This is a genomic window from Paenibacillus sp. BR1-192 (genome assembly GCF_029542445.1).
In the GTDB taxonomy this organism is placed as follows: domain Bacteria; phylum Bacillota; class Bacilli; order Paenibacillales; family Paenibacillaceae; genus Paenibacillus_AQ; species Paenibacillus_AQ lautus_A.
In genome coordinates, this window is sequence record NZ_CP120718.1 from 2,869,497 (window position 1) to 2,892,310 (window position 22,814).

Annotated in this window: 23 protein-coding genes and 1 pseudogene; 21 read left to right on the top strand and 3 right to left on the bottom strand. The window is 50.3% G+C overall.

Going from position 1 to position 22,814, the window contains the following annotated elements:
• The first annotated feature begins 110 nt into the window (after positions 1-110).
• The 3 genes from P0X86_RS12810 to glnA all read left to right on the top strand — a co-directional run bounded on the left by P0X86_RS12810 (position 111) and on the right by glnA (position 3,246).
• Complete coding sequence (locus P0X86_RS12810; RefSeq protein WP_277748614.1) at positions 111-1,364, top strand: methionine gamma-lyase family protein; 1,254 nt, start codon at positions 111-113, stop codon at positions 1,362-1,364.
• 81 nt (positions 1,365-1,445) lie between these two features.
• Positions 1,446-1,856: a MerR family transcriptional regulator gene (locus tag P0X86_RS12815; protein WP_006209652.1), complete on the top strand. Its 411-nt coding sequence runs from the start codon at positions 1,446-1,448 to the stop codon at positions 1,854-1,856.
• Between the two features lie 61 nt (positions 1,857-1,917).
• Positions 1,918-3,246, top strand: a complete 1,329-nt coding sequence (gene glnA, locus P0X86_RS12820; RefSeq protein ID WP_015734665.1) for a type I glutamate--ammonia ligase — start codon at positions 1,918-1,920, stop codon at positions 3,244-3,246.
• Positions 3,247-3,318: 72 nt separating this feature from the next.
• On the opposite strand, the gene P0X86_RS12825 is transcribed toward glnA, so the two are convergent.
• A complete protein-coding gene (locus tag P0X86_RS12825; protein ID WP_192572359.1) occupies positions 3,319-3,834 on the bottom strand; it encodes a hypothetical protein in 516 nt (171 codons plus the stop codon).
• A 237-nt stretch (positions 3,835-4,071) separates the two neighbouring features.
• Here P0X86_RS12825 and P0X86_RS12830 point away from each other — a divergent pair, with 237 nt between their 5' ends.
• Entirely contained in the window at positions 4,072-4,617 is a 546-nt protein-coding gene (locus tag P0X86_RS12830; protein ID WP_430623458.1) for an RNA polymerase sigma factor, read from the top strand.
• Positions 4,610-5,416: a hypothetical protein gene (locus tag P0X86_RS12835; protein WP_277748615.1), complete on the top strand. Its 807-nt coding sequence runs from the start codon at positions 4,610-4,612 to the stop codon at positions 5,414-5,416. Before P0X86_RS12830 ends, P0X86_RS12835 begins: the two co-directional genes overlap by 8 nt.
• 70 nt (positions 5,417-5,486) lie before the next feature.
• Here P0X86_RS12835 and lexA read toward each other — a convergent pair whose 3' ends face one another.
• Positions 5,487-6,113 (bottom strand): transcriptional repressor LexA, encoded by a 627-nt coding sequence (gene lexA, locus P0X86_RS12840; RefSeq protein ID WP_009596010.1) that lies wholly within the window; start codon positions 6,111-6,113, stop codon positions 5,487-5,489.
• 176 nt (positions 6,114-6,289) lie between these two features.
• On the opposite strand from lexA, the gene P0X86_RS12845 reads away from it, so the two are divergent.
• The 5 genes from P0X86_RS12845 (at position 6,290) to P0X86_RS12865 (ending at position 9,376) form a co-directional block, all read left to right on the top strand.
• Positions 6,290-6,661, top strand: a complete 372-nt coding sequence (locus P0X86_RS12845; protein ID WP_009596006.1) for a LysM peptidoglycan-binding domain-containing protein — start codon at positions 6,290-6,292, stop codon at positions 6,659-6,661.
• Between the two features lie 291 nt (positions 6,662-6,952).
• The gene (locus P0X86_RS12850; RefSeq protein WP_015734670.1) at positions 6,953-7,159 is read left to right on the top strand and encodes a DUF896 domain-containing protein; all 207 of its coding nucleotides are present in this window, start codon (positions 6,953-6,955) and stop codon (positions 7,157-7,159) included.
• 158 nt (positions 7,160-7,317) lie between these two features.
• Positions 7,318-7,842, top strand: coding sequence for a hypothetical protein (locus tag P0X86_RS12855; protein WP_009596012.1), 525 nt, complete (start codon positions 7,318-7,320; stop codon positions 7,840-7,842).
• A 43-nt stretch (positions 7,843-7,885) separates the two neighbouring features.
• The gene (locus P0X86_RS12860) at positions 7,886-8,677 is read left to right on the top strand and encodes an HAD family hydrolase (protein ID WP_277748616.1); all 792 of its coding nucleotides are present in this window, start codon (positions 7,886-7,888) and stop codon (positions 8,675-8,677) included.
• A 294-nt stretch (positions 8,678-8,971) separates the two neighbouring features.
• A complete protein-coding gene (locus tag P0X86_RS12865; RefSeq protein ID WP_015734672.1) occupies positions 8,972-9,376 on the top strand; it encodes a FixH family protein in 405 nt (134 codons plus the stop codon).
• 99 nt (positions 9,377-9,475) lie between these two features.
• Here the strand turns inward: P0X86_RS12865 and P0X86_RS12870 are convergent, their stop codons facing one another.
• Entirely contained in the window at positions 9,476-10,012 is a 537-nt protein-coding gene (locus P0X86_RS12870; protein WP_090911665.1) for a cupin domain-containing protein, read from the bottom strand.
• Positions 10,013-10,181: 169 nt separating this feature from the next.
• On the opposite strand from P0X86_RS12870, the gene metH reads away from it, so the two are divergent.
• The 11 genes and pseudogenes from metH (at position 10,182) to P0X86_RS12925 (ending at position 22,803) form a co-directional block, all read left to right on the top strand.
• Positions 10,182-13,622, top strand: coding sequence for a methionine synthase (gene metH, locus P0X86_RS12875; RefSeq protein WP_277748617.1), 3,441 nt, complete (start codon positions 10,182-10,184; stop codon positions 13,620-13,622).
• A gap of 86 nt (positions 13,623-13,708) precedes the next feature.
• Positions 13,709-14,635 carry a ribonuclease Z gene (gene rnz / locus P0X86_RS12880; protein WP_096773378.1) on the top strand — a complete coding sequence of 309 codons (927 nt, stop codon included), beginning with the start codon at positions 13,709-13,711 and terminating at the stop codon, positions 14,633-14,635.
• A 360-nt stretch (positions 14,636-14,995) separates the two neighbouring features.
• Positions 14,996-15,785: pseudogene (locus tag P0X86_RS12885) on the top strand (TIGR01457 family HAD-type hydrolase).
• A 53-nt stretch (positions 15,786-15,838) separates the two neighbouring features.
• Positions 15,839-16,657, top strand: a complete 819-nt coding sequence (locus P0X86_RS12890) for an Fpg/Nei family DNA glycosylase (protein ID WP_096773380.1) — start codon at positions 15,839-15,841, stop codon at positions 16,655-16,657.
• Positions 16,647-17,495 carry a deoxyribonuclease IV gene (locus P0X86_RS12895; protein WP_277748618.1) on the top strand — a complete coding sequence of 283 codons (849 nt, stop codon included), beginning with the start codon at positions 16,647-16,649 and terminating at the stop codon, positions 17,493-17,495. Before P0X86_RS12890 ends, P0X86_RS12895 begins: the two co-directional genes overlap by 11 nt.
• Before the next feature lie 15 nt (positions 17,496-17,510).
• Positions 17,511-17,849 (top strand): cyclic-phosphate processing receiver domain-containing protein, encoded by a 339-nt coding sequence (locus tag P0X86_RS12900; protein WP_096773382.1) that lies wholly within the window; start codon positions 17,511-17,513, stop codon positions 17,847-17,849.
• Positions 17,846-18,193, top strand: a complete 348-nt coding sequence (locus tag P0X86_RS12905) for a thioredoxin family protein (protein ID WP_213577894.1) — start codon at positions 17,846-17,848, stop codon at positions 18,191-18,193. Before P0X86_RS12900 ends, P0X86_RS12905 begins: the two co-directional genes overlap by 4 nt.
• The gene (locus P0X86_RS12910; RefSeq protein WP_096773384.1) at positions 18,190-18,963 is read left to right on the top strand and encodes an ABC transporter ATP-binding protein; all 774 of its coding nucleotides are present in this window, start codon (positions 18,190-18,192) and stop codon (positions 18,961-18,963) included. Before P0X86_RS12905 ends, P0X86_RS12910 begins: the two co-directional genes overlap by 4 nt.
• A 5-nt stretch (positions 18,964-18,968) precedes the next feature.
• On the top strand, positions 18,969-20,045 hold the full coding sequence (locus P0X86_RS12915; RefSeq protein ID WP_277748619.1) for an SAM-dependent methyltransferase: 1,077 nt from the start codon (positions 18,969-18,971) through the stop codon (positions 20,043-20,045).
• Positions 20,046-20,204: 159 nt separating this feature from the next.
• On the top strand, positions 20,205-21,671 hold the full coding sequence (locus tag P0X86_RS12920; protein WP_277748620.1) for a serine/threonine protein kinase: 1,467 nt from the start codon (positions 20,205-20,207) through the stop codon (positions 21,669-21,671).
• Positions 21,672-21,699: 28 nt separating this feature from the next.
• Positions 21,700-22,803: an SAF domain-containing protein gene (locus tag P0X86_RS12925; protein ID WP_277748621.1), complete on the top strand. Its 1,104-nt coding sequence runs from the start codon at positions 21,700-21,702 to the stop codon at positions 22,801-22,803.
• Positions 22,804-22,814: the final 11 nt, after the last annotated feature.

Below are 22,814 nucleotides of genomic sequence, written 5' to 3' on the forward strand. Positions count from 1 at the left end.
GCTTATATTGCGTGTTCGGGGCGGTTTTGAAACGTTGATGAGTTCTATGTAACAAAAATATGTGTTAAGATGTGAGACATCATGTGTATAAGAGGAGAGAGCAGTTTGTCATGGCAAGATTTTCGCAAGATATACTTGAATTGAGCAGTGAGATTGAGTCCAAAATCAGTCGGCGTATACGGGAGATTGACACCATTGTTGATTTTAATCAGTGGAAGGTCATTGATGCTTTCCAGAAATTTCAGGTGAGTGATTTCCATTTTGCGGGTTCCACCGGCTATGCCTATAATGATCGTGGCCGTGAAGTGCTGGATGAAGTTTACGCTGACGTATTCAGAGCCGAATCGGCCCTGGTCCGGCCCCATTTTGCTTCGGGTACCCATACGATCTCGACGGCTTTGTTTGGTGTATTACGACCGGGAGATGAGCTGCTCTATATTACAGGGCGTCCCTACGACACGCTGCATAAAGTCATTGGCGAGCCCGGGGACGGCACCGGATCGCTGCGCGATTTCGGTATCGGCTATCGTGAGGTGGCCCTGACAGAACAAGGGGACATTGATTGGGAGCGGGTTGAGAGTGCCATCGCGCCTTCAACGAAAGTTATCGGTATCCAGCGTTCCCGGGGATATGATTGGCGGTCTTCGTTTACCGTTGCCCAGATTGGCGAGATGGTAAGCCGTATACGGTCCATTCGCGAGGATGTAATCGTGTTTGTGGATAACTGCTACGGTGAGTTTACGGAGCGTCTGGAACCGACGGCGGTCGGCGTTGATCTGATGGCGGGTTCCCTAATCAAAAATCCTGGCGGCGGCATTGCCGAAACCGGCGGCTACATATGCGGCAAAGCAGCCTATGTCGAGCAGGCGGCGTATCGGTTGACTGCACCCGGAATCGGACGTGAAGTCGGGGCTATGCTGGGAACAACCCGAGGAATCTATCAGGGCTTATTCCTGGCACCTTCCACCGTCGGGCAAGCCATCAAGGGAAGCGTCTATGCTGCTGCGATGTTTGAAGCCGTGGGATTTACGACCAAGCCGGGCTGGCAGGATGAGCGTACCGATTTGATCCAGGCGGTATCTTTTAGCGGAGCGGAACATCTGATCGCTTTTGTACAAGGGATTCAACGGGCCGCTGCCGTGGACAGCCATGTGGTTCCCGAACCTTGGGATATGCCGGGATATGAGCATCCGGTGATCATGGCGGCAGGCACGTTCATTCAGGGAGGAAGCCTGGAATTGTCCGCGGATGCGCCTATCCGTTCACCCTATATCGGCTACATGCAGGGTGGTTTGACTTATTCTCATGTTAAATATGGGGTACTTATGGCACTCCAAAGCATGAAAGATCGTAAACTATTGTAAGTTATCCTTACATGCGGTTGACGTGGCTGATCAGGAAATGTACAATAGGATCAGAATAACCACTTGGAAGGTTGATGAGATATGGGTGATGAGATTCGGAGGAATATGGCGTTATTTCCGATAGGCATTGTTATGAAGCTTACGGATCTATCTGCCAGACAAATTCGCTATTATGAGCAGCATAATTTAATTGTCCCAGCCCGTACGTCGGGCAACCAACGCCTGTTTTCCTTCAATGATGTGGAGCGACTGCTAGAGATTAAGGCTTTGATTGAAAAAGGCGTGAACATTGCCGGTATTAAGCAAGTCATGAACCCGGTCACGAAAGAGTCTGAAGAGGCTACCGTCATTACGCCGGATACGGAGAACAGACGCCGCGAGATGTCGGAGTCGCAGCTGCGCCGTTTGCTGAAGCAGGAATTGATTACCGCTAAAAGACCGGGTCAGGTTTCATTGATTCAAGGGGAATTATCCCGGTTTTTTAATAAATAAGGATTGCCATGCTGTCATTCTTCATGGAGTCTAGTTTTTTATTTAAAAAGGAGAGGATAAAGTGAGTTATACCAGAGAGGACATTCTACGCATCGCCAAAGAAGAAAATGTTCGATTTATCCGCTTGCAATTTACAGATTTGCTGGGAACGATCAAAAACGTTGAAATTCCGGTAAGCCAGCTGCCTAAAGCGCTTGATAATAAAATGATGTTTGACGGTTCTTCCATCGAAGGGTATGTGCGTATCGAGGAATCCGATATGTACCTGTACCCGGATCTGGATACCTTCATGATTTTCCCTTGGGTATCTGAGGATCGCGTCGCACGTCTGATCTGTGATGTTTACATGCCGGACGGCACCCCGTTTGCGGGAGATCCTCGCGGCATTCTGAAGAGAGCACTGAAGGAAGCCGAAGAGATGGGCTTCACTTCCATGAATGTCGGTCCGGAGCCGGAATTCTTCCTGTTCAAAACCGACGAAAAAGGCAATCCGACGATGGAGCTGAATGACCAAGGCGGATACTTTGACCTGGCGCCTACGGATCTCGGCGAGAACTGCCGCCGTGATATCGTGCTGACGCTGGAAGAGATGGGCTTCGAAATCGAAGCTTCTCACCATGAGGTTGCGCCTGGCCAGCACGAAATCGACTTCAAGTACGCAGATGCGATCAAAGCGGCTGACCAGATTCAAACCTTTAAATTGGTTGTTAAGACGATCGCTCGTCAGCATGGGCTGATTGCAACGTTTATGCCAAAACCGCTATTCGGCGTAAACGGCTCCGGCATGCACTGCAACCAATCGCTCTTCAAAGGCGGCGAGAACGCGTTCGTTGATGAGAGCGACGAGCTTGGCCTGAGCGTAACGGCTCGGAACTATATGGCAGGTATTCTTAAGCATGCACGCGCGTTTGCTGCGATCACGAACCCGACGGTGAACTCGTACAAGCGTCTCGTGCCTGGTTACGAAGCACCTTGCTACGTGGCATGGTCTGCAAGTAACCGCAGCCCGATGATTCGTATTCCAGCATCCCGCGGTCTGAGCACGCGCATCGAAGTGCGTAACCCGGATCCGGCTGCGAATCCGTATCTGGCTCTGGCTGTCATGCTGAAAGCTGGCTTGGACGGCGTTAAGCGTGAGCTGTCGCTTCCGGCACCGATCGACCGCAACATCTACGTGATGACGGAAGAAGAGCGCATCGAGGAAGGCATCCCAAGCTTGCCGGCAAACCTGAAGGAAGCGCTCAACGAATTGATCCGCAGCGAAGTCATTTCCGATGCACTCGGTGACCATGCGCTGGCTCACTTCTACGAGCTGAAAGAGATCGAATGGGATATGTATAGAACGCAAGTTCACCAATGGGAACGCGATCAGTACATTACAATGTATTAATAGAGGAATCCCCGCTGCCAAGTGGCAGCGGGGATTTTTTAATGCAAACATGATTTCAGCATTTAAAATTCATTAGTAAACAGCATGAATTGTGAGTCGGTATGGATCTAATATATTGAAGCCCATGTTCCCGTATACCATAACATAGTAATTAGGGATGGTACCGTCGCTTTTTAATCCCGGTACACTAACGCCGGCGACACCGTTTATTGCATAGGAGCGAGCAACTTCAGTATATCCATTTTGGCCAGGCACTTTCTCGTAGACTGCAAAGTTATAATTAAAGTAAGAGCCAGGCGAATATAGACTGATATTATAGGAACTTGCGTTATTAGTCGGCAAGTGCCAGAAATCAAGATCGCCCATGCTGCTAATATATCCATAGTTTGTACCGTTATCCCATTCATACAACACGGCAGTGTCAGCCGATTCATAATTATCGTTGGGCTCACTTTCATAATTCGTCAGTGCCTGAATAGTGGCTGTATCTGAATCAGGGTTCGGGCTTGGGGAATTTGCAAAGGCAGAATGAGCAGTAGCAAGAATTAATACCGTTGCGATAAATGTTGCTATGGATAATTTCTTCATTTAACTACCTCCCAAAAACAGTTTAGGTCGGCCAACCTCCTAAATAATACCATTAAATATTAGAGATTGTAAGTTAAATATGTTAAATAGTGTCTTTATATCTACATTTTAGCGCAAATGAAAGATCGGGTTGTTTATACTTTATAGAATAGAATCTTCCCTTACCTACGGGAGATTCTTTTTTATTTTGCGAAAAAAAGGAACCTTTGCTCGCTTCCATGACTCTAATTAGATGAGGTGAATCGGTTGGAGCTCGAATACTTAAAGCAGATGACGGTCATGGACAGCCAGACGCTGGATAAAATTATGAATGAATATGGAAACGATGTGTGGAATTATGCGTATTTTTTGACCAAACAGCATGCCTTGGCAGACGATATTGCACAAGAAGCCTTTATTAAGGCCTATTACGGCATACATACCTTTCGCGGTCAGGCGACGCTGAAAACGTGGCTGCTAACGATCACGCGACATACGGCGTTTCGGTACAAACAGGCTTTTTTCTTTCGGAAAGTCATCCTTAAGGACAAGCTTACCGCCAGTTCGTCAAGCCGGTCAGCAGAAGCGGAATATTGGGACGAGCAGTATACGGATGAAATATGGGCAATGATTATGACTTTGCCGAGCAAGCTTAGGGAAGTATTGGTCCTGGACCTATACTATGAAATGCCGATGCATGAGATTGCGAAGCTGCTTCATATTGCGATAGGCACCGTAAAATCCAGATTGCATCGGGCCAGGAAAAAAGTACAAAAACTAATGAAGGAGAAGAACGATGAGTGAGGATAAACCAGACTGGTACAACCGTGCTAAAAAAGCTCCTTTTTCAAATGAAAAGTTCACGTCCGAAATGAAAAAAAACGTGCATAGGTCCGTGATTTTCACCGACAGCAAACCTAAACGTCGACAGCACTTACAAGTTGGATTAGCTGGCGGGTTCATGCTTCTGATTATTTTAATTGCCTTTCAATTGCCTTATGGCGGGGACGAACAACAGAGAGCAGGGACTATGCCCCCTACTAAGGAGGAGACAATCCGGGCACAAGGCGTAACGGATGAAGGACGGTTAAACGTTATTGCAGTTGGACAGGAAAAAATAACGACATTGGGTGCACCGAGCTGCTTCGGTATCGAAACGGATCGGTCGTTTACCGGAAACTACAGCGTGCAGTATAGCACTAACCAAGTTACAAATGAAGTCACTACGCTGGAGGGGCTTACATTTATTCAACCGACATCTGCTCCGGTTGATATGATTCGCCTGCCGTTTCAAGATGCCGATGTATTTATACTCGCACCGCAATATAGGGACTGTCATGGCATACAAATCTATGCGTTCGCCGTAGAGCATGAAACGGGTAATGCCGTGCAGCTTCGATTTCAGGATGAGTCCTTGTTATCCTACTTTTCGTATTATAGACCAGGTACGGCTCCCGAGGTGAAGGAGAATAAGCTAGTTCTGCAGTCTACGGAGGGACCGGGAGGCGAAGGTTCGCCGGACTATGTTTCTGAAAGAATGTATCAATTAGATCTTAAGCAAAATGCGTTGGTTCTAGTGTTGCGTAAGACCGGAACGTTCTAGTGCATGTCCTAAAAAAGAGGTTACCATTCCAATATAAGGAAGGTAACCTCTTATTCATAATTCTATGGAATTAGTGTACGTCCCTGAAGAGACCGATCACTTTCCCGAGAATCGTAACATGGTTCAAGCGCAGCGGCTCATAGGTAGGATTCTCCGGCTGCAATCGTACATGATCCTTCTCCTTATAGAAGGTCTTCACGGTTGCTTCATCTTCTTCTGTCATTGCTACGACAATGTCACCATTGTCCGCGGTTTGCTGCTGGCGAACGATGACGTAGTCACCGCTGTGAATACCGGCTTCAATCATACTGTCGCCGACTACGGACAACATGAACACCTTATCGTCGCCCACGTAATGCTGCGGGAGCGGGAAATAGTCTTCAATGTTCTCCATGGCCGTAATCGGCACGCCTGCTGTGACTTTCCCGACGACAGGCACTCTGGCAATGGTGTGCGTAAACAGATTCGCGCTCTCGGATTCTTCTTGGCCAAGCAGCTCGATCGCTCTTGGTTTCGTAGGGTCACGGCGGATCAGGCCTTTCTTCTCCAAACGGTCCAGATGACCATGGACCGTAGAACTGGAAGCTAGTCCGACAGCCTCGCCGATTTCCCGGACAGAAGGCGGGTAACCCTTGCTACGAACTTCGTTGCGGATAAACTCTAAGATCGCCAGCTGGCGGCTGGATATTTTCGACATGCCGTATCAACCCCATTTAGTAACGTTTGGGAAAATTATAACATAGAACTACCGTTCGTACAAACATAAGTTCTAAAATAAAAATAGAACAAATGTTCTTTTGGGTATTGAATCAAACAAGTGTTCGTGTTAAGATGAATCCATAAGAGAACACTTGTTTGGGAGATGATGATTCCATGTTGAAATACAGTACATACCGCAGCATTTATGAGAACGTTCCGGTGGTAACAGAACAATCATCGAAGACTTGGGGCATTTACTTGAAATCGAAGATAGCTTCGATCCCTTTGAATAAACTGTTGTTCACCCTGCTAATTGTGGCCATCTTTTGGACAGGTGCATATTCCGTTTTTGCCGGTGGGACAGAGAAGCCGACTGGAGAGAAGCAGGTGATCGTTCAATATGGCGATAGCTTGTGGCGAATTGCTTCCCTTCACAAACCTGCGGATATGGATACACGCGTATATCTGGATAGCATACGAAGAATGAACGGATTGAAGGGTCCGGACATACAGGCTGGGGAAGTGCTGTCATTGCCGGTTTGGTGATTTGACGTTGCTTCTAACCAATTGGCATTCATACTCCATATAATCACCACATACTGCTGGTTACTTCCTGTTTAATGACACATCATATTCTGCTTGTCAGATTGAATCATTTACGCGTAATAGCGCGTTTACAATAGATAACTATAGATTACCTCCCCATAGACGGTATTCGTTTATGCGCATCATATATTCCTATTTGTTCTTAGAAGAGTTTGCAAGGGCGCAGTTGCCTTGACAAGCTCTTTTTCACATGTTTAAGTTATACATGATATCGAAATTGGAGGAGAAGTCATGGACATCGATACTTTGGTAGAACGCATCAATGTATTAGCAAGAAAGAAGAAGAATGAAGGGTTGACCGAGGAGGAGCTCAAAGAGCGGGCCGAGCTTCGGGAAATATACCTTAACAATATTCGCAGTAACTTTAGACAACAGCTGGAATCGATTGAATGGGTTGATGAAAACGAACAAAAAGGCGGCCCGCGATTAAAGCACTAGTCGATAACCGTTCAAGGATATATATTCAGAGGATCCGTGAACAGATCGAAGGATAGCATAATAATACTTGGGGTACCGGCCATTCGGATAATCGATTACGGTTACCCCAAGTTTATATGGTTTATAAACATTTTGATTATGAGTTCAGGGGGAACCAAATGTCACGTTCATGGGAAAGAAAAGTCAGCAAAAATATGTCGCAACTTAACAAACAGCGCAAAAAGCAGGGATTGACCTCGTATCAAGGGTCTGCGATTAATGATAAGCATGACGTGTTTAAGGGACGTAAGTATGTACTTCCGTTAGTGCTTGTTGCATTGGCCGGTTTGTATGCGCTTCTCGGAACGGCAACTTCACAGGCAGCCGGCGGAAGCAATGATGTATTGAATTGGGTTGGCGTCAGCTTGTATATCCTGTTGGCGCTCATGATATTTCTCCGCAAGCCTTATTTGAAGATAGAGCGGGCCTCCGTGTCGACCATGAAGTTCAACCGGGAACGCCGTCTGGCCGTATCGGATATCGAGAAGATCAAATTGGCTTCGGGTTCCGTCGTGATCCAAGGCAAGGGAAAAGCAGGCAACTGGGTGTTCTCACGAATGATGAATCTTTACGATACCAAAGCCATGGGCGAAAGATTGGAAGAGTTTGCAAAGACTCATCAAATTCCAGTGGAGCACAACTAACCCGATTGAGTAGATCACAATGTATATGAGGAGTGGGAGAGAAATGCCGATTGCTGCGGTTTTGTTTGATTTGGACGATACGTTGTTGTGGGATGAACGCAGTGTAGAAGAAGCGTTTGAAGTGACATGCCAAGCCGGAGCGGCGGAAACCGGCGTTGATGCCGGCGCGCTTTTAGCCGCGGTGCGTGATGAAGCAAGAGCATTGTATGAATCCTATGATACTTTTGCTTTTACCAAAATGATCGGGATCAATCCGTTTGAAGGCTTGTGGGCTAATTTTACGGCTGGATCCCAGCCCGAATTCCGAAAGCTGCAAGAATTGGCTCCCGTATACCGCAAGGAATCCTGGCGTCGCGGACTTCATCGCCTTGGCGTTGATAATGAAGCGTTGGCTGAGACGTTGGCAGCGCAATTTGCTGCGGAACGCAGAACAAGACCTTACGTATATGAAGAAACCTTTGAAGTGCTGAAGGAATTGCAGGGTAACGTGAAGCTGCTGCTTCTAACGAACGGAAGTCCGGATTTGCAGCAGGAGAAGCTTGATGGCGTTCCGGAACTGGTCCCTTATTTTGACCACATTATTATCTCGGGTGATTTCGGCAAAGGCAAGCCGGATGTTTCCATATTCAAGCATGCGCTTGATCTGTTAGGCGTCGAGGCGGATCAGGCCGTGATGGTGGGAGATAAGCTGACCACAGATATTAAAGGCGGCAATGCCGCAGGACTGCATACGGTTTGGATCAATCGGGTAGACCGGCCTCATGATCCGGCCATTCAGCCGAAGTTTGAGATCAAACATTTATCCGAGCTGCATGCTATTGTGGCGTCCTTATAAATGACGTGATCAAGAGTTCACGACTATTCTACAAGATCTATTAGCGAGATATATTAGCGTACATAGGAACAGTCCTGGCAGCAGCTGATGCGATTCGGGGCTGTTTTTTTGTTGGTTGCCATGTTTGAAAGGAAAGAGGCTGTTGGCAGTGACAAACGTCACACAATTGTAAGCTGCATGAGATAGAAGTTAAAGAATAATGCGATATAATGAATTAGGAAAAAGACGCTGTTTGGAATGGACCATTACGTGAATAAATCATACATAGCATGAATTCGTAAAAGAGGTGGTTGGATGACCAGGAAAAAGATGGCCTTTATTGCAGCCATGGTGTTGATGGCGGTTGCGCTTGCCGCATGCAATGACAGCAAGGCGGCGCCCAGTGATGATGTGATGGCGGAGCCGATTATCGTAGAGCTCTCTCTGACGCCAGAGAGCATTAAGGCAGGCGAGAAAGTGTTGATCGAAGCGAAGGTTACACAAGCAGGCAGCCCGGTCGAAGATGCAAACGACGTGGAATTCGAAGTGACGCTGGAAGGCGGAGGCGTTCAGGCAAAGGTTCCGGTTAAACATGATCAAGGCGGGGTCTACAAAATGGAGAAAACCTTCGAGGAAGCAGGAACCTATCGCATCGTTTCCCATGTCACGGCAAGAGGGCAGCACTCCATGCCGCTGAAGGAATTGACGGTAACCGAGTAATACACCATACACAGCCAATAAATAAGGCAGCGCATCCATCCGTTGGGCGGATCATGCGCTGCCTTATTCCATTTTCCTATTCAGTCAGCCGCTTTAGGCTTATTGGAATTGGGGATCTTCTACCGGAGTAGCTACCCAGCCGTTCTCTTCAATAAAGAGACGAACCGCAATGATCTGCTTGTTCTCCATCAGCGTGAAGAAATGAGGCGTATTTTCCGGTACGGAAATAACGTCGCCCGGCTCAAGCTCTACGTTAAAGTAACCGACATCGTCGGAGCCTTTAATAATGAAGATCCCTTTGCCGCCAACGATCGCTCGGATTTCGTCTTCCGAGTGGGTGTGAACTTCTTCGAATTTTTTAAGCAGGTCCTCTATATTGGGCGTGGACTCGGAAAGCGTGATGACATCCCAGATTTTGTAGCCGCGTCTTGCAGCCAGGTCGCGAATTTCTTCGTCAAAAGTGTCCAAAATGCGCTGCTTATCTTCATCACTCAGCTTGAAATTTTCTTGAAGATCTGCCGGGAGTTTATCCATATTCCAATGCTCATAAACAACCTCTTGGTTATTCAGGAATTCCCGAACATTTTCTTCCCCAGTAATGCGTTCGTTCGTGTTGCGAATCACGATTTCTGCCATAGCTTTAACCCTCTTTCTCCCGTTGGATTAATATGTATTATAGCCCCCCTCACCGCATTTGTCATCTGCAAATGTTGATTTGTACCGATAGCTGTGCAATATTTCGACTTTTCTATTGAAAAGTATTCTGATACACTAAGATTTAACGTTTTCGGGGGAGGTTTATGAGTTGAACAAGCCTAGCTTACAAGAAGTGCTTAAAGAACGAATATTAATTCTTGACGGTGCCATGGGCACGATGATCCAGCAAGAGGACCTCTCGGCTGAAGATTTTGGCGGCCCGGAGCTGGATGGCTGCAATGAAATGCTGGTCATTCATCGGCCCGACGTCATTCAAAAAATACATGAACAATATCTTGAAGCAGGTGCCGACCTGATTGAAACCAATACATTTGGCGCAACGTCCGTTGTGCTTGCTGAATACGATATACCTGAACTTGCCCGGGAAATCAACCTGAAAGCGGCTCATCTGGCCCGCGCTGCAGTTGAGAAATATTCTACGCCGGACAGCCCGCGATATGTCGTGGGTGCGATGGGTCCGACAACCAAGACGCTGTCGGTTACCGGCGGCGTGACCTTCGCCGAATTGATCGAGAGTTACGAGGAGCAAGCCGTAGCCTTGATTGAAGGCGGCGTGGATGCCCTATTGCTCGAGACGTCGCAGGATACGCTCAATGTGAAAGCAGGGAGCATTGGGATTCGACAAGCGTTTGATAAGACGGGCGTCACTCTTCCCATCATGATATCCGGGACAATCGAACCGATGGGAACAACGCTTGCGGGACAGAACATCGAGGCGTTTTACATTTCTTTGGAACACTTGAATCCGGTATCCATCGGCCTGAACTGTGCAACGGGGCCGGAGTTCATGCGCGACCATATCCGTTCCTTGTCCGAAATGTCGAGAAGCGCGATCAGCTGTTATCCGAATGCGGGTCTGCCTGACGAGAATGGCCAATACCATGAATCTCCTGAATCGCTTGCCCAAAAGATGGGGGCTTTTGCTGAAAAAGGTTGGCTTAACATCGCTGGGGGATGCTGCGGTACGACACCTGACCACATCCGGGCTTTAAAACAAACGATGGATGGCTTCACCCCACGTCCGCTTGAGGGCGGGCACTTGCCGGCATTGTCCGGCATCGAGCCGGTATATATCGAGCAGGAAAACCGTCCGTATATGGTGGGCGAAAGAACAAACGTTTTAGGTTCGCGCAAATTTAAGCGTTTGATCGTGGAAGGAAAATATGAGGAAGCTTCCGAGATCGCTCGTGCTCAAGTCAAGAATGGCGCCCATGTCATTGATGTATGCGTACAGGATCCGGATCGCGAAGAAGCTGAGGATATGATCCAATTCCTGGAGCTGGTGGTCAAAAAGGTGAAGGTGCCGCTGATGATCGACACAACCGATCCGGCGGTCATTGACTTGGCCCTGCAATATTCGCAAGGGAAAGCGATTATTAACTCCATTAACCTTGAAGACGGCGAGGAGAAATTTGAGCATGTGACTCCGTTGGTGCACAAATACGGCGCTGCGGTCGTCGTAGGGACCATCGATGAGAGCGGTCAAGCGATTCATCGCGACGACAAGCTCAAGGTGGCGCAGCGGTCTTATGATCTCTTGGTGAACAAATACGGCATTTCGCCTGAGGATATTATTTTCGACACGCTTGTGTTCCCTGTAGGTACGGGTGACGAGCAGTACATCGGATCAGCCAAGGAAACGATAGAGGGCATTCGCATGATAAAAGAAGCCATGCCCAAAGTGCATACGATCCTCGGCATCAGCAACGTTTCCTTCGGATTGCCGGAAGCGGGCCGTGAAGTGCTGAACTCCGTGTATCTGTACGAATGCACGAAGGCCGGATTGGACTACGCAATCGTGAACACGGAAAAGCTCGAGCGCTATGCCTCCATTCCGGAGGAAGAGCGGCGTCTGGCGGAGGATCTGATTTATCGAACCAATGATGAGACGCTGGCGGCATTCGTCGCCGCGTTCCGGGATAAAAAGGTAGAGAAGAAGGTAAAGGTATCCAATCTGACGCTGGAAGAAAGACTTGCCTCTTATGTGGTGGAAGGCTCCAAGGAAGGCCTGCTTCCGGATTTGGATGAAGCCTTGACCAAATACGGCGCGCTGGAGATCATTAATGGCCCGCTAATGGCAGGGATGACCGAGGTTGGCCGCTTGTTTAACAACAACGAGCTCATTGTGGCGGAGGTGCTGCAAAGCGCCGAAGTGATGAAAGCCTCCGTGGCGTATTTGGAATCCTTTATGGAGAAAAACGAGTCGTCGGTCAAAGGGAAAATCATGCTGGCCACCGTGAAGGGCGACGTCCATGATATCGGTAAAAACCTGGTGGAGATCATCTTGTCCAACAATGGTTACCAAATCATTAATTTGGGTATAAAAGTACCACCGGAGCAAATTATCGAGGCTTACCGGCGGGAGCAGCCTGACGCCATCGGGTTATCCGGTTTGTTGGTCAAATCGGCACAGCAGATGGTATCCACCGCCCAGGACTTGAAAAACGCGGGCATTAGCGTTCCGATCATGGTTGGCGGGGCCGCGTTGACGCGGAAGTTCACGAAGACGCGCATCCGCCCCGAATATGACGGAATGGTGCTCTACGCGAAAGACGCGATGGACGGGCTTGCATTGGCCAACCAGCTGAGCGATCCGGTGCTGCGGACCCAAATGGCTGAAGAGATTAAGGCGGAGCAGGAAGCGGATGCAGCGGCGCCACAGGTTGTAAAAGTAATGCCGAAGCTGTCTGAAGGACTCCGATCCAAAATATCGACCGAAGCCCCGGTGTATATACCGCCGGATATGGAGCGGCATGTGCTCCGGAATTATCCGATTTCGCACATCCTGCCTTATATCAACATGCAGATGCTGTTGGGACATCATTTAGGCCTTAAAGGATCCGTGGAACAGCTGCTCAAAGCCAATGATCCGAAGGCGGTATCGCTTAAGGAAACCGTTGACGGCATTCTGGAAGAGGCAGTTCAATCGGGAATCATACAGGCACATGCCATGTACCGTTTCTTCCCGGCGCAGTCGCGAGGAAATGATATTATCATATACGATCCAAAGGATGCATCGAAAATATTGCATACCTATACGTTTCCAAGGCAGCAGGTGGAGCCGTATCTGTGCTTGGCGGACTTCCTGAAATCCGTAGACAGCGGGGTGATGGATTACGTCGGGTTCCTGGTCGTTACGGCAGGGCACGGCGTCGGGAAATTGTCCGGGGAATGGAAGGATAAAGGCGACTATCTCCGTTCCCATGCACTTCAATCGGTTGCCCTGGAAACGGCTGAAGGGCTGGCAGAGCGAATTCACCATATGATGCGGGATACGTGGGGATACCCCGATCCGGCAGACATGACGATGAAACAGCGCCTGGGAGCGAGATACCAAGGCATTCGCGTATCCTTCGGATATCCGGCATGTCCGGATCTGGAGGATCAGGAGCCTTTATTCAAATTGATGCAGCCAGAAGATATCGGCGTTCATCTTACAGAGGGTTTCATGATGGAACCGGAGGCGTCGGTATCCGCGATGGTGTTCAGCCATCCGGAGGCTCATTATTTTAACGTGGAAAAAGCTTAACATTTGAATACCGGTACAGCCGGTTTGAAATCCTCCGAATGTTTCGGGGGATTTCTCCGGTTTACAACCGAAAGGGGAGAAGAGGGATGGAACTCTATTTTCTAGGAACAAATGCGGGGGTTCCGACGCTGCAGCGTAACGTGACCTCGATTGCACTGCGAATGCTGGAAGAACGAAGAAGTCTGTGGCTGTTTGATTGTGGAGAAGGCACGCAGCATCAAATATTAAAGTCCCCGCTCAAGCTGTCCAAGCTTGAAAAGGTATTCATTACCCATATGCATGGTGATCATGTATTCGGTTTGCCAGGTTTGCTATCCAGCCGAGGTGCCCAAGGGGTAACATCACCCCTGACGATTTATGGTCCCCCAGGCATCAAAGTCTTCATTGAAACTACGCTGAGCATCAGCCAATCGCGCGTTCCTTATACGATGGAGGTCATCGAGCACACCGGTGGCGTTTTGTTTGAGGACGATAATTTCCTCGTGGAATCGGCCAAGCTGGATCACAGGGCCGAGAGTTACGGCTACCGTGTCGTGGAGAAGGATCTCCCCGGCAGTCTGGACCTGAAACGGTTGGCGGACTATGGACTCAAGCCAGGGCCGCTCTATGGCAAGCTGAAAAGAGGGGAAAGCGTGGAACTCGGCGACGGCCGATGGATTCATGCCTCGGATGTGCTCCTGACACCGAAAAAAGGGAGGGTGGTCACGATTCTCGGGGATACGCGGCCATGCGCAGGCGTGGAGGCTTTGGCCAAGGACGCGGATCTCCTGGTCCATGAGGCCACGTTCATGGAGGATCTGTCGGAGCTTGCGCACGAATACTATCACAGTACCGCCAAACAGGCGGCGGAAGCGGCTGAACGGGCTGGGGTAAAAGCGCTGTTCTTGACCCACTTCAGCTCCCGGTATAAGGATATCGATCATTTACAGCCGCTGCTAAACGAAGCGCGGGAGATATTTGCGAATACGCGATTGGCGGAGGATTTCGGGTTGTATCCTATCCAGCGTTCCTAGGCACGCACAGCGGTGAATTAAGTGGAAATATCGGGTGGTCGGGGGCATTATTTTCCGGGAAAGCGCAGGATGCGACAAAGCGGTTCATAAACGCTAAGACTTGGACAGTCTTCGATTTCTTTCGACGCGTCGACCGTAAGAATGAAGCGATCGGCATGAACCTTGCAACCGGTAATGGGCTTCTTTACAATAATACTATCGGTATTTCTAAGTTCATTATAGTAAAGGACAGCTGAATGCCTGCAGCCATACATATATTAAGGATGATTAACCCTTACAACACGGCCTTGAATGGTCACCTTTTCATCAGATGAATCATTTATGCCGTGAAGGAAAGAAATAAAGAAGGTGCATTTATTCATGGAAAAACCAAAAGGATTGCTGATTGACCTGGACGGAACGCTGTACCATGGCCGGAATCGAATCGAGGGGGCTGACCTGCTGATCGAGCGGTTGAAAGAAATGCAGATTCCGTTCCTGTATGTAACGAACAATTCTTCACGCACGCCGGAGCAGGTGGCGGCTCACCTGATGGAGATGGGGATTCCTGCTTTGCCGGAGGAAGTATGCACATCCTCCCTCGCTGCAGCTAAATATATCGCTGAGGAGTCGCCCGGTGCCAAGGTGGCGATGCTCGGGGAAGATGGACTTCGCGAAGCGCTGTTGTCCGCGGGCCTTACCATCGTGGAGCAGTCCCCTGAATACGTCATTCAAGGAATCGACCGCTCGTTTGATTACGAGAAGTTAACCCGTGCCGTTCGCTGGATTCAGGAGGGAGCTGTGTCGATCTTGACCAATCCGGATCTGCAAGCTGCCATCCGATACCGGCCTGATGCCTGGTGCTGGCTCGCTTGGGGCTGCGATCGAGGCCGCTTCGGGAGTTAAGCCGACGGTTATCGGTAAGCCGTCCTCGATCTTGATGAAGTATGCCTCGGATCGCTTGGGTTTGGCTCCGGAAGAAACTTATGTAATCGGAGATAATATCCGTACGGATATTGCCGCTGGCGTGCATGCCGGCTGCAAAACGGTTCTCGTCATGACCGGAATCACGACCGATCGCAATATGGAAGCGCATCTGGAAGCCGCCGGCGTCACGCCAGACTCTATATGCCGGGATTTGAACGAAGTGATCAGCCTGCTGTGTTCATGATAAGCAAAAGTATTATACATAAACTTGTGTGTTGACGAAAGGGAAGATGAATCATGCCGGAACTGCCGGAAATGGAGAATTACCGAAGATTGTTATCTCAGAGCATTCTGAATGTGCCGATCACCGATGTGGTCGTGAACCGTGAAAAATCCTTGAATGTGACGATTGACGAGTTTACTTCGGCCCTGAACGGAAGCAAGGTCATTTTTGTGGAGCGGAGAGGCAAACACCTCATATTCCATTTGCATAACGGAGGCAGACTCCTGCTGCACCTGATGCTGGGGGGCATTTTGTATCTGGGAGGCAGGGATGAGGAGCGCCCTTCCCGTTCGACCCAGGTCGAGATCACGTTCGGTGACCAGGTGCTGTATTTTATCGGCCTTCGCCTGGGTTATCTGCATTTTCTAACAGCGAGGGAAACCGAGAACGCCCTAAAAGACCTTGGTCCTGAGCTTCTGGATCGGCGAATGACCAAAGCGCGTTTCGTCGAACTGATTGGAAAACGGCGGGGCGCCTTAAAAACGACGCTGGTCAATCAACAAGTCGTCGCCGGCATCGGCAACTGCTATGCGGACGAGATCGCTTTTGATGCCCGAATCCACCCGCTATCCAAAATTCAGGATTTGCCGGAGGAGTCACTAGAGCAGCTGTACGACAGCACCGTCAAAGTGATGCACGAGGCGACGGACGGCGGAGGATACATGGAAATGCCCTTTCAGGAAGGGGATGTGCTGACAGGTGCTTATAACGACGAATGCAAAGTGTACGATCGTGAAGGAGAGCCCTGCGTTCGCTGCGGTACGCCGATCGTGAAGGCGGAGCACGCCTCGCGCAAAGTTTTCTTTTGCCCGAATTGCCAGCATGAAGTCTAAAGTCCGGATTGGAAGCCATGTCAGCACACGGGGCGGATTTCTCGCGGCAGCCCAGCATGCAGCCGGGATCGGTTCACTGGCGTATCAGTATTTTCCGAAAAATCCGCGCAGCCTTCACTTGAAGACGCCGGATGTCCGCAATGCTGCGGCTTGCGCGATGTTTTGTCAGGAGCAGGGTCTCGTCTCGATCGCGCACACGCCTTATCCAACGAATATGGCGGTTGGTTTGACCCGGGGGGAAGAATTTTATCGGTTGACCGTGGATTCCCTTAAGAATGATCTTATGATTGCCGAGGCTTGCGGGTCGCTGGGCATCGTTGTACATTTTGGGCATCTCAAGAGCCAGAACGTGCTTGAAGGGTACCAGAACATTATTCGCTGCATGAATGATGTGCTGGCTTCCTGGGCAGGTAGGGCCAAGCTGCTGATCGAGAATCAGGCGGGAGACCATGGAGCTATGGGAATGACGCTTGAAGAGTGCGTTAAGGTTAGACAGCTTGCCGATTATCCGGAAAAAATAGGCTTTTGTCTGGATACCTGCCACTTGTTTGCCGCCGGAGGCTGGGACTTATCGAATACGGATGAGCTCCTTGCCAGAGGCAAGGAGCTAGCCTATTGGGAATCGGCGGTAGCCGTTCATTTAAACGATTCGAAATATGGAGCCGGCTCAAGAAAAGATCGCCATGCCCGCATCGGGCAAGGCATGATAGGAACAGAAGCATTGAAGCGCCTGGTTCTGGCACCGGAACTTGCGGGTAAGGCATTTGTCTTGGAAAGTGAAAAAGGAGCTGACGGCACGCATCGGGAAGACATCGCCAAGGTGCTGTCCTGGTCCTGATAGGGAGAGGGTAGGATGATTCATCTTTATTTAGACGACTGGCGCCCCAATCCGAAAGGATTCGCGCTGGCTCGAAACGGGGAAGAATGTTTGCTGATGCTCCGTGAATGCGAAGTGGACGTTCTGTCGCTTGATTTCGAACTCGGGCATGGCCAAATGAACGGCGGAGACGTCGTTGCGGCCATGATTGCCGAGAATCTACAGGCTAATGAAATATATTTGCACACCTCAAGCCCGTCGGGCAGAAGAAAAATGTATGAGCTGCTGTATGAGCACATGCCAAAAAGCGTCAAGGTCCACAATGGACCGATGCCCGATTCCGTGCTGCGGGAAGTTGCCCAAGGTTCAAGATGATTGAGGTTACGCAGCGCGAACTGTTGGAGAGGCTAGAATGGCAGGAACGTCTGATGAAGCGTGACGCGAAGGCGGATCCTGTCATCGTTTTTTTGCACACGCCATTATGCGGTACTTGCGCGGCAGCGCGTAAGATGCTGGATGTCGCGGAGTTTGTGGTGCCCGATGTACAGCTGCTGGCAGCGGACGTGAATTTCCTTCCGGGCATCGTGGAACGGTATCAAATTCGAAGCGTCCCGGCACTGCTCGCGATCCCATCAAGCCCTGGAGCAGACCCGGAAGTGCTTTATCGGATGGGCTCCGTACAGGATATCGTCAGTTTTATTAGGAGCGTGAAGCCATGATTTCTTTGCAGCACCTGTCGCTCATTCGGGGGAACCGCCACATTTTGGATGATGTCAGCATTGAAATGAAGTCGGATGAGAATTGGGTGATCCTGGGCAGGAACGGATCCGGCAAAACGACGCTGCTGGAAATGATGACGGGATATATGTTCCCTTCCAGTGGACGCGTAGAAGTGCTGGGCCAAGTATACGGCCAATGTGACGTTCGGGAGGTTCGTAAATCCATCGGTTATATCAGCCAATCGCTGCTAGAGAAATTGACGCTGAGCGACCCGGTGTGGGAGGTTGTCGCAACAGGGGCGTATGCCTTTTTACGCTTTTATCAGGACATTCCGGAAGAGGCCAGAAGTTTAGCCTACAGCCTGCTGAACGAAATGGATTTCGGCCGCTTGGCGGAGCTGCCTCTCGGGACCTTGTCCCAAGGGGAACGGAAAAAAGTGATGCTGGCACGCTCCCTTATGGCCAATCCGAAGATTCTGATTATGGATGAACCGTGTGCCGGTTTGGATTTGTATGAACGGGAGAAGATGCTGCATGAGATTGACCGGCTGAGGCAGCGTAATATTACGGTCGTGTACGTCACGCATCATGTCGAGGAGATTGTCCCTTTATTTACTCATGTGGCGCTTATTAAAGACGGGCGGTTGACGGCCGCGGGACGCAAAGATGAAGTATTGAACCATGAACTTATCAAACAAACTTATGATATCGACGCTCAGCTGGAATGGGATGGCGGACGTCCCTGGATCAAAGTTATTTCTGGAGGTTAATCCGTTTGGACGAATTAAATGTAATGCAGGAACATGAGGAACAGAATCAGAACCATCGGGATTTTCACAGTAAATGGGTATGCACGGCAAATCATGGTTTCGCTCCGTATGCCCAGGAAGAGCTGCGCCGGATGTTTGGCAGCCTAAAAAGCACCATGATGATGCCAGGCGAGGTGTTTTTGATGACACTCGGCAGCTCCGAAGCTGAGGCTAAGCGGCTGATTACGACAAAGCCGCCTATTTTCCTGCGGCATCTCTTTCCGGTACAATGGGAAATCGCGGCCGAATCCGTAGACGCAGCGCTGCAATTGACAGCAGATCATGTGCTGAAGCGGGAGGAGATTAGCCAAAGCCGCGCATCCATCCAAATCCGCAAGACGGAGAACAGCTCATGGACGGAGAGCCCTGCAGCCCTTCGGGACGAATTGCAGCTTCGCTTGGCACCGCTTGAGCTGGAATACACGGTCCAGGCACCCGAATGGATCATTTCACTATTCGCTGCTGACAATGTCTGGTATGCCGGTGTATCGCGTCCGGAGGACAACCTGTCGGATTGGAACGGAGGCGCGGTCCGTTTTCAGCGGGAAGAGGGTCAAATCTCAAGAGCCAAATTTAAGCTGCTTGAAGCCGAGAAGCAGTTTGGGATACCCTTCGATACGTTTCGCAAGGCTGTCGATATCGGAGCAGCGCCGGGAGGCTGGACATCCTTTTTATTGGAACGCGGCTTGCAGGTTACGGCGGTGGATCCGGCGAAAATGCACCCCTCCCTGGAAGGGCATAAAAACCTGCGTGTCATCCACAAGAATGCTGCGGACGTAACGTTTAGAGAGCATGAATTCGATCTGCTGGTATGCGACATGAGCTGGAGCCCCAAACTGATGGCCCGAATGGTGACCGGGCTGCTGCACAGCCTTGAAACCGGCGGCACGGCCGTCGTTACGGTCAAGCTGCTGACCAAGAAGCCAATGGCATTGGTGAAGGAGATCATGTCGGTATTTGAAGCGTCCAGAATGCAGATTCAGGGAGCGAAGCAGTTGTTCCATAATCGGGACGAGATTACGCTTTATATGATTAAGTATTAAAAAAGCCTTTACAAGTTCAAGTATTTTGTTCTATAATGATTCCAAAATTAACCAACGGCAACTTAAAGGGAAAGCATCCCGCTATGATCACGTTTCAGTGATACGGCGGAGTGCTTTCCTTTTTTGTTGTGCTTGTAAGTCAGAGGAGAGGGCATTGAGATGAATCAGCCTTGCAAATTGGTGCATGGGGATGTATTGGGTGAGCGTTACGTCATTGACCGCGTCATCGGCGAAGGGGGCATGAGCTGTGTATATCTGGCCGAAGATCTGAAGCTGCCCGGGAAGCAATGGGCGGTGAAGGAGACTTTGTCTGAACCGGGTATGCAGCGCACCGTTCAGGATGAGGCACAGCTTCTGATTAAACTGAGCCATCCGCGTCTGCCGCGCATCGTCGATTTTTTTCGTGATGAGGACAACGGCTATACCTATTTGGTTATGGATTACATTCAAGGCATGACATTGGAAAAATATTTCCGGGGTTACCGTGGAAACGTGAATCCGGACTTCATCATGGAGCTGACGGAGCAGCTGCTGGACGTCCTGGAGTATCTTCACCTTCACGAGCCCCAAGTCATATTCAGGGATTTAAAGCCTTCGAACATCATGCTGACCGATCAGCTGGAAGTCCGACTCATCGATTTCGGAATCGCGAGAAGCTACAAGCATGAGAGCGGCGAGGATACGGTCAAGCTCGGCACGGTCGGATTTGCGGCACCGGAGCAATACGGTGGCAGGCAAAGCGATGCCAGATCGGATTTGTACGGATTGGGGGCGCTTCTGCTTTATCTCTCGACCGGCGGCAAATTCAGCGAATGGATCACGGGAGTGGAGCGCCATATTCGCGGCGATTTGCCAAGAGAGTTAGTGCCGGTTATCCGAAAGCTGCTTCAATATGCTCCGGAGCATCGATATCAATCGACAGCTGAAGTTCGGTCCGCGCTGAAGCGGCAGCATTCGATTTCCGCGAATCTATCTGCGGTTCAAACCAGCACGGTGCCCGGGACGCTTGTTGCGGCCGTATTGGGTGCATCGTCCGGCGTAGGAACCACGCATAGCTGCATCGCCTTCGGACATTTCCTTGCTTCAAGGTACGGAAAGGTAGCCGTCATTGAAATGAGCGCCAAATCCACCTCGTTCAGCCGCATACAGGAAATAGCGGAGGGCGGAAGGCTCGGCTCTATCCGCAAATTCGAGATTAACGGGATCCACTTTTGGCGACAAACAGCGAGGAGTGAAGTGATTTCGCTGCTCGGGGGCAGTTACGATGCGGTTGTATTGGATTTGGGGGCGTACAGGGACAGCGAAAGGCTGGAGGAATTCCTGCGGGCCGATCTGCCGATTGTTATCGGTTCGGGAGCGGAGTGGAGGCGGCATGATGTGGCAACGCTGGCCCGAATGCTGTCCAGGCACCCGCAGCCGGGCCGGATCTATGCCCTGCCCCTTGCCGGAGAAGAAACGATTCAGGAGATGAGGAAAACGCTAGGCACGAATAAGGTTTATGCCTTGCCCCTGCAATTGGACCCTTTCGAAATACCTGACAGCAGTCGGCAGGCATTCGCCCGGCTCTTCCAGGACTGCTTGCCGCAGGCTGAACGGAAGCGAAGATTCAGGTTTCTTAAGAATTGACCGCATTTGAACGGAAGGAGATGAAGCCATGCCGATTATCAGGAGGCGAAGCCGCAAACTGATATTTGCCGGACTTGCCGGCGCAGCCGTAACTGGGGCTGTATGTGCCGGCGCCATGTTGTATTATGTGCACGGCTCTAAAGAGGAGCGGCACGTGGAGCGCACCCAATACGAGCAGCGAATCGCGGAGCTTGAAGAGACCCAGCTGCAGCAGCTCAATTCGATTCAGGCGGCATGGGTCCCGGTAAGAGATATTCCGCCGGGTCAATTCATAGAAGCCGAGGACATCAAGGAAGTGCGTTTGCCGTATGACGGTTCGTCCGGCAATCTCTTCTCGGGCAGGGAAGAGATTGCCGGGAAGGGCGCCAAGATTGAGCTGCTTCAGGGAATGCCGATTACCGGCGCGATGCTCTTTGAAGAGGAGCCGACGCGGCCCGATCTCCGTCACCGGGAGATGAAATCCGTATATCTGCCAAGCGACTTGCAAAAGGGGGATGTCATTGATGTTAGAGTCCAGTTCCCAACCGGACAGGATTACATCGTTTTATCCAAAAAGAAGATCGACAGGCTCCAAAATCCGGCATTTTGGACAACGTTAAGCGAGCAGGAAATCTTATTGCTCTCCAGCGCATTGGTTGACGCTTATCTGCATGATGCTACGCTCTATGCGCTTACCTATGTAGAACCCGAGCTGCAAGAGAGAGCGATTCCGAACTATCCGCCGAACGCGGAGGTGACGAAGCTGATTGCAAGCAACCCGAACATCGTGAAGAAAGCCGAGAAGCAATTGGAGCTTACGCTCCGAAACACGCTGGAAGACGATTTAAGCAAACTCCAGCCGAGTCAGCAAGCGCAAGTGTCCGACATGCCTCCAAATTCCGCCTATGCTGGCGGAGCCAGGAGTCCGGATTCTTGGAGCCCGGCATCCAATATAAATCCCCCTGCAAAATCCGCTACCGGAACGAGTTACGATGGCATTCTCCCGAACGATGACGTGAATACGGAGGTTACGCTTCGGGAAGAGAAGGCTTCGGAGGCCGAGCAGATTTTGGGGTCAACCGGGAGGTCAGATGCCCAGGACGGCAGTGATAAGACACCGCCAGAGGCTGATTTCATATTCTCGAGTCCGTAGGAATGACAAAG

Bases quoted from the DNA above. Each gene is read 5' to 3' on its own strand.
- P0X86_RS12905 (WP_213577894.1), top strand. From the start codon at position 17,846: ATGATTGAGGTTACGCAGCGCGAACTGTTGGAGAGGCTAGAATGGCAG.
- P0X86_RS12865 (WP_015734672.1), top strand. From the start codon at position 8,972: ATGACCAGGAAAAAGATGGCCTTTATTGCAGCCATGGTGTTGATGGCG.
- P0X86_RS12900 (WP_096773382.1), top strand. From the start codon at position 17,511: ATGATTCATCTTTATTTAGACGACTGGCGCCCCAATCCGAAAGGATTC.
- P0X86_RS12845 (WP_009596006.1), top strand. From the start codon at position 6,290: ATGTTGAAATACAGTACATACCGCAGCATTTATGAGAACGTTCCGGTG.
- rnz (WP_096773378.1), top strand. From the start codon at position 13,709: ATGGAACTCTATTTTCTAGGAACAAATGCGGGGGTTCCGACGCTGCAG.
- P0X86_RS12910 (WP_096773384.1), top strand. From the start codon at position 18,190: ATGATTTCTTTGCAGCACCTGTCGCTCATTCGGGGGAACCGCCACATT.
- P0X86_RS12870 (WP_090911665.1), bottom strand. From the start codon at position 10,012: ATGGCAGAAATCGTGATTCGCAACACGAACGAACGCATTACTGGGGAA.
- P0X86_RS12835 (WP_277748615.1), top strand. From the start codon at position 4,610: ATGAGTGAGGATAAACCAGACTGGTACAACCGTGCTAAAAAAGCTCCT.
- P0X86_RS12890 (WP_096773380.1), top strand. From the start codon at position 15,839: ATGCCGGAACTGCCGGAAATGGAGAATTACCGAAGATTGTTATCTCAG.
- P0X86_RS12920 (WP_277748620.1), top strand. From the start codon at position 20,205: ATGAATCAGCCTTGCAAATTGGTGCATGGGGATGTATTGGGTGAGCGT.
- P0X86_RS12860 (WP_277748616.1), top strand. From the start codon at position 7,886: ATGCCGATTGCTGCGGTTTTGTTTGATTTGGACGATACGTTGTTGTGG.
- lexA (WP_009596010.1), bottom strand. From the start codon at position 6,113: ATGTCGAAAATATCCAGCCGCCAGCTGGCGATCTTAGAGTTTATCCGC.
- P0X86_RS12825 (WP_192572359.1), bottom strand. From the start codon at position 3,834: ATGAAGAAATTATCCATAGCAACATTTATCGCAACGGTATTAATTCTT.
- P0X86_RS12810 (WP_277748614.1), top strand. From the start codon at position 111: ATGGCAAGATTTTCGCAAGATATACTTGAATTGAGCAGTGAGATTGAG.
- P0X86_RS12895 (WP_277748618.1), top strand. From the start codon at position 16,647: ATGAAGTCTAAAGTCCGGATTGGAAGCCATGTCAGCACACGGGGCGGA.
- P0X86_RS12925 (WP_277748621.1), top strand. From the start codon at position 21,700: ATGCCGATTATCAGGAGGCGAAGCCGCAAACTGATATTTGCCGGACTT.
- P0X86_RS12855 (WP_009596012.1), top strand. From the start codon at position 7,318: ATGTCACGTTCATGGGAAAGAAAAGTCAGCAAAAATATGTCGCAACTT.
- P0X86_RS12815 (WP_006209652.1), top strand. From the start codon at position 1,446: ATGGGTGATGAGATTCGGAGGAATATGGCGTTATTTCCGATAGGCATT.
- P0X86_RS12850 (WP_015734670.1), top strand. From the start codon at position 6,953: ATGGACATCGATACTTTGGTAGAACGCATCAATGTATTAGCAAGAAAG.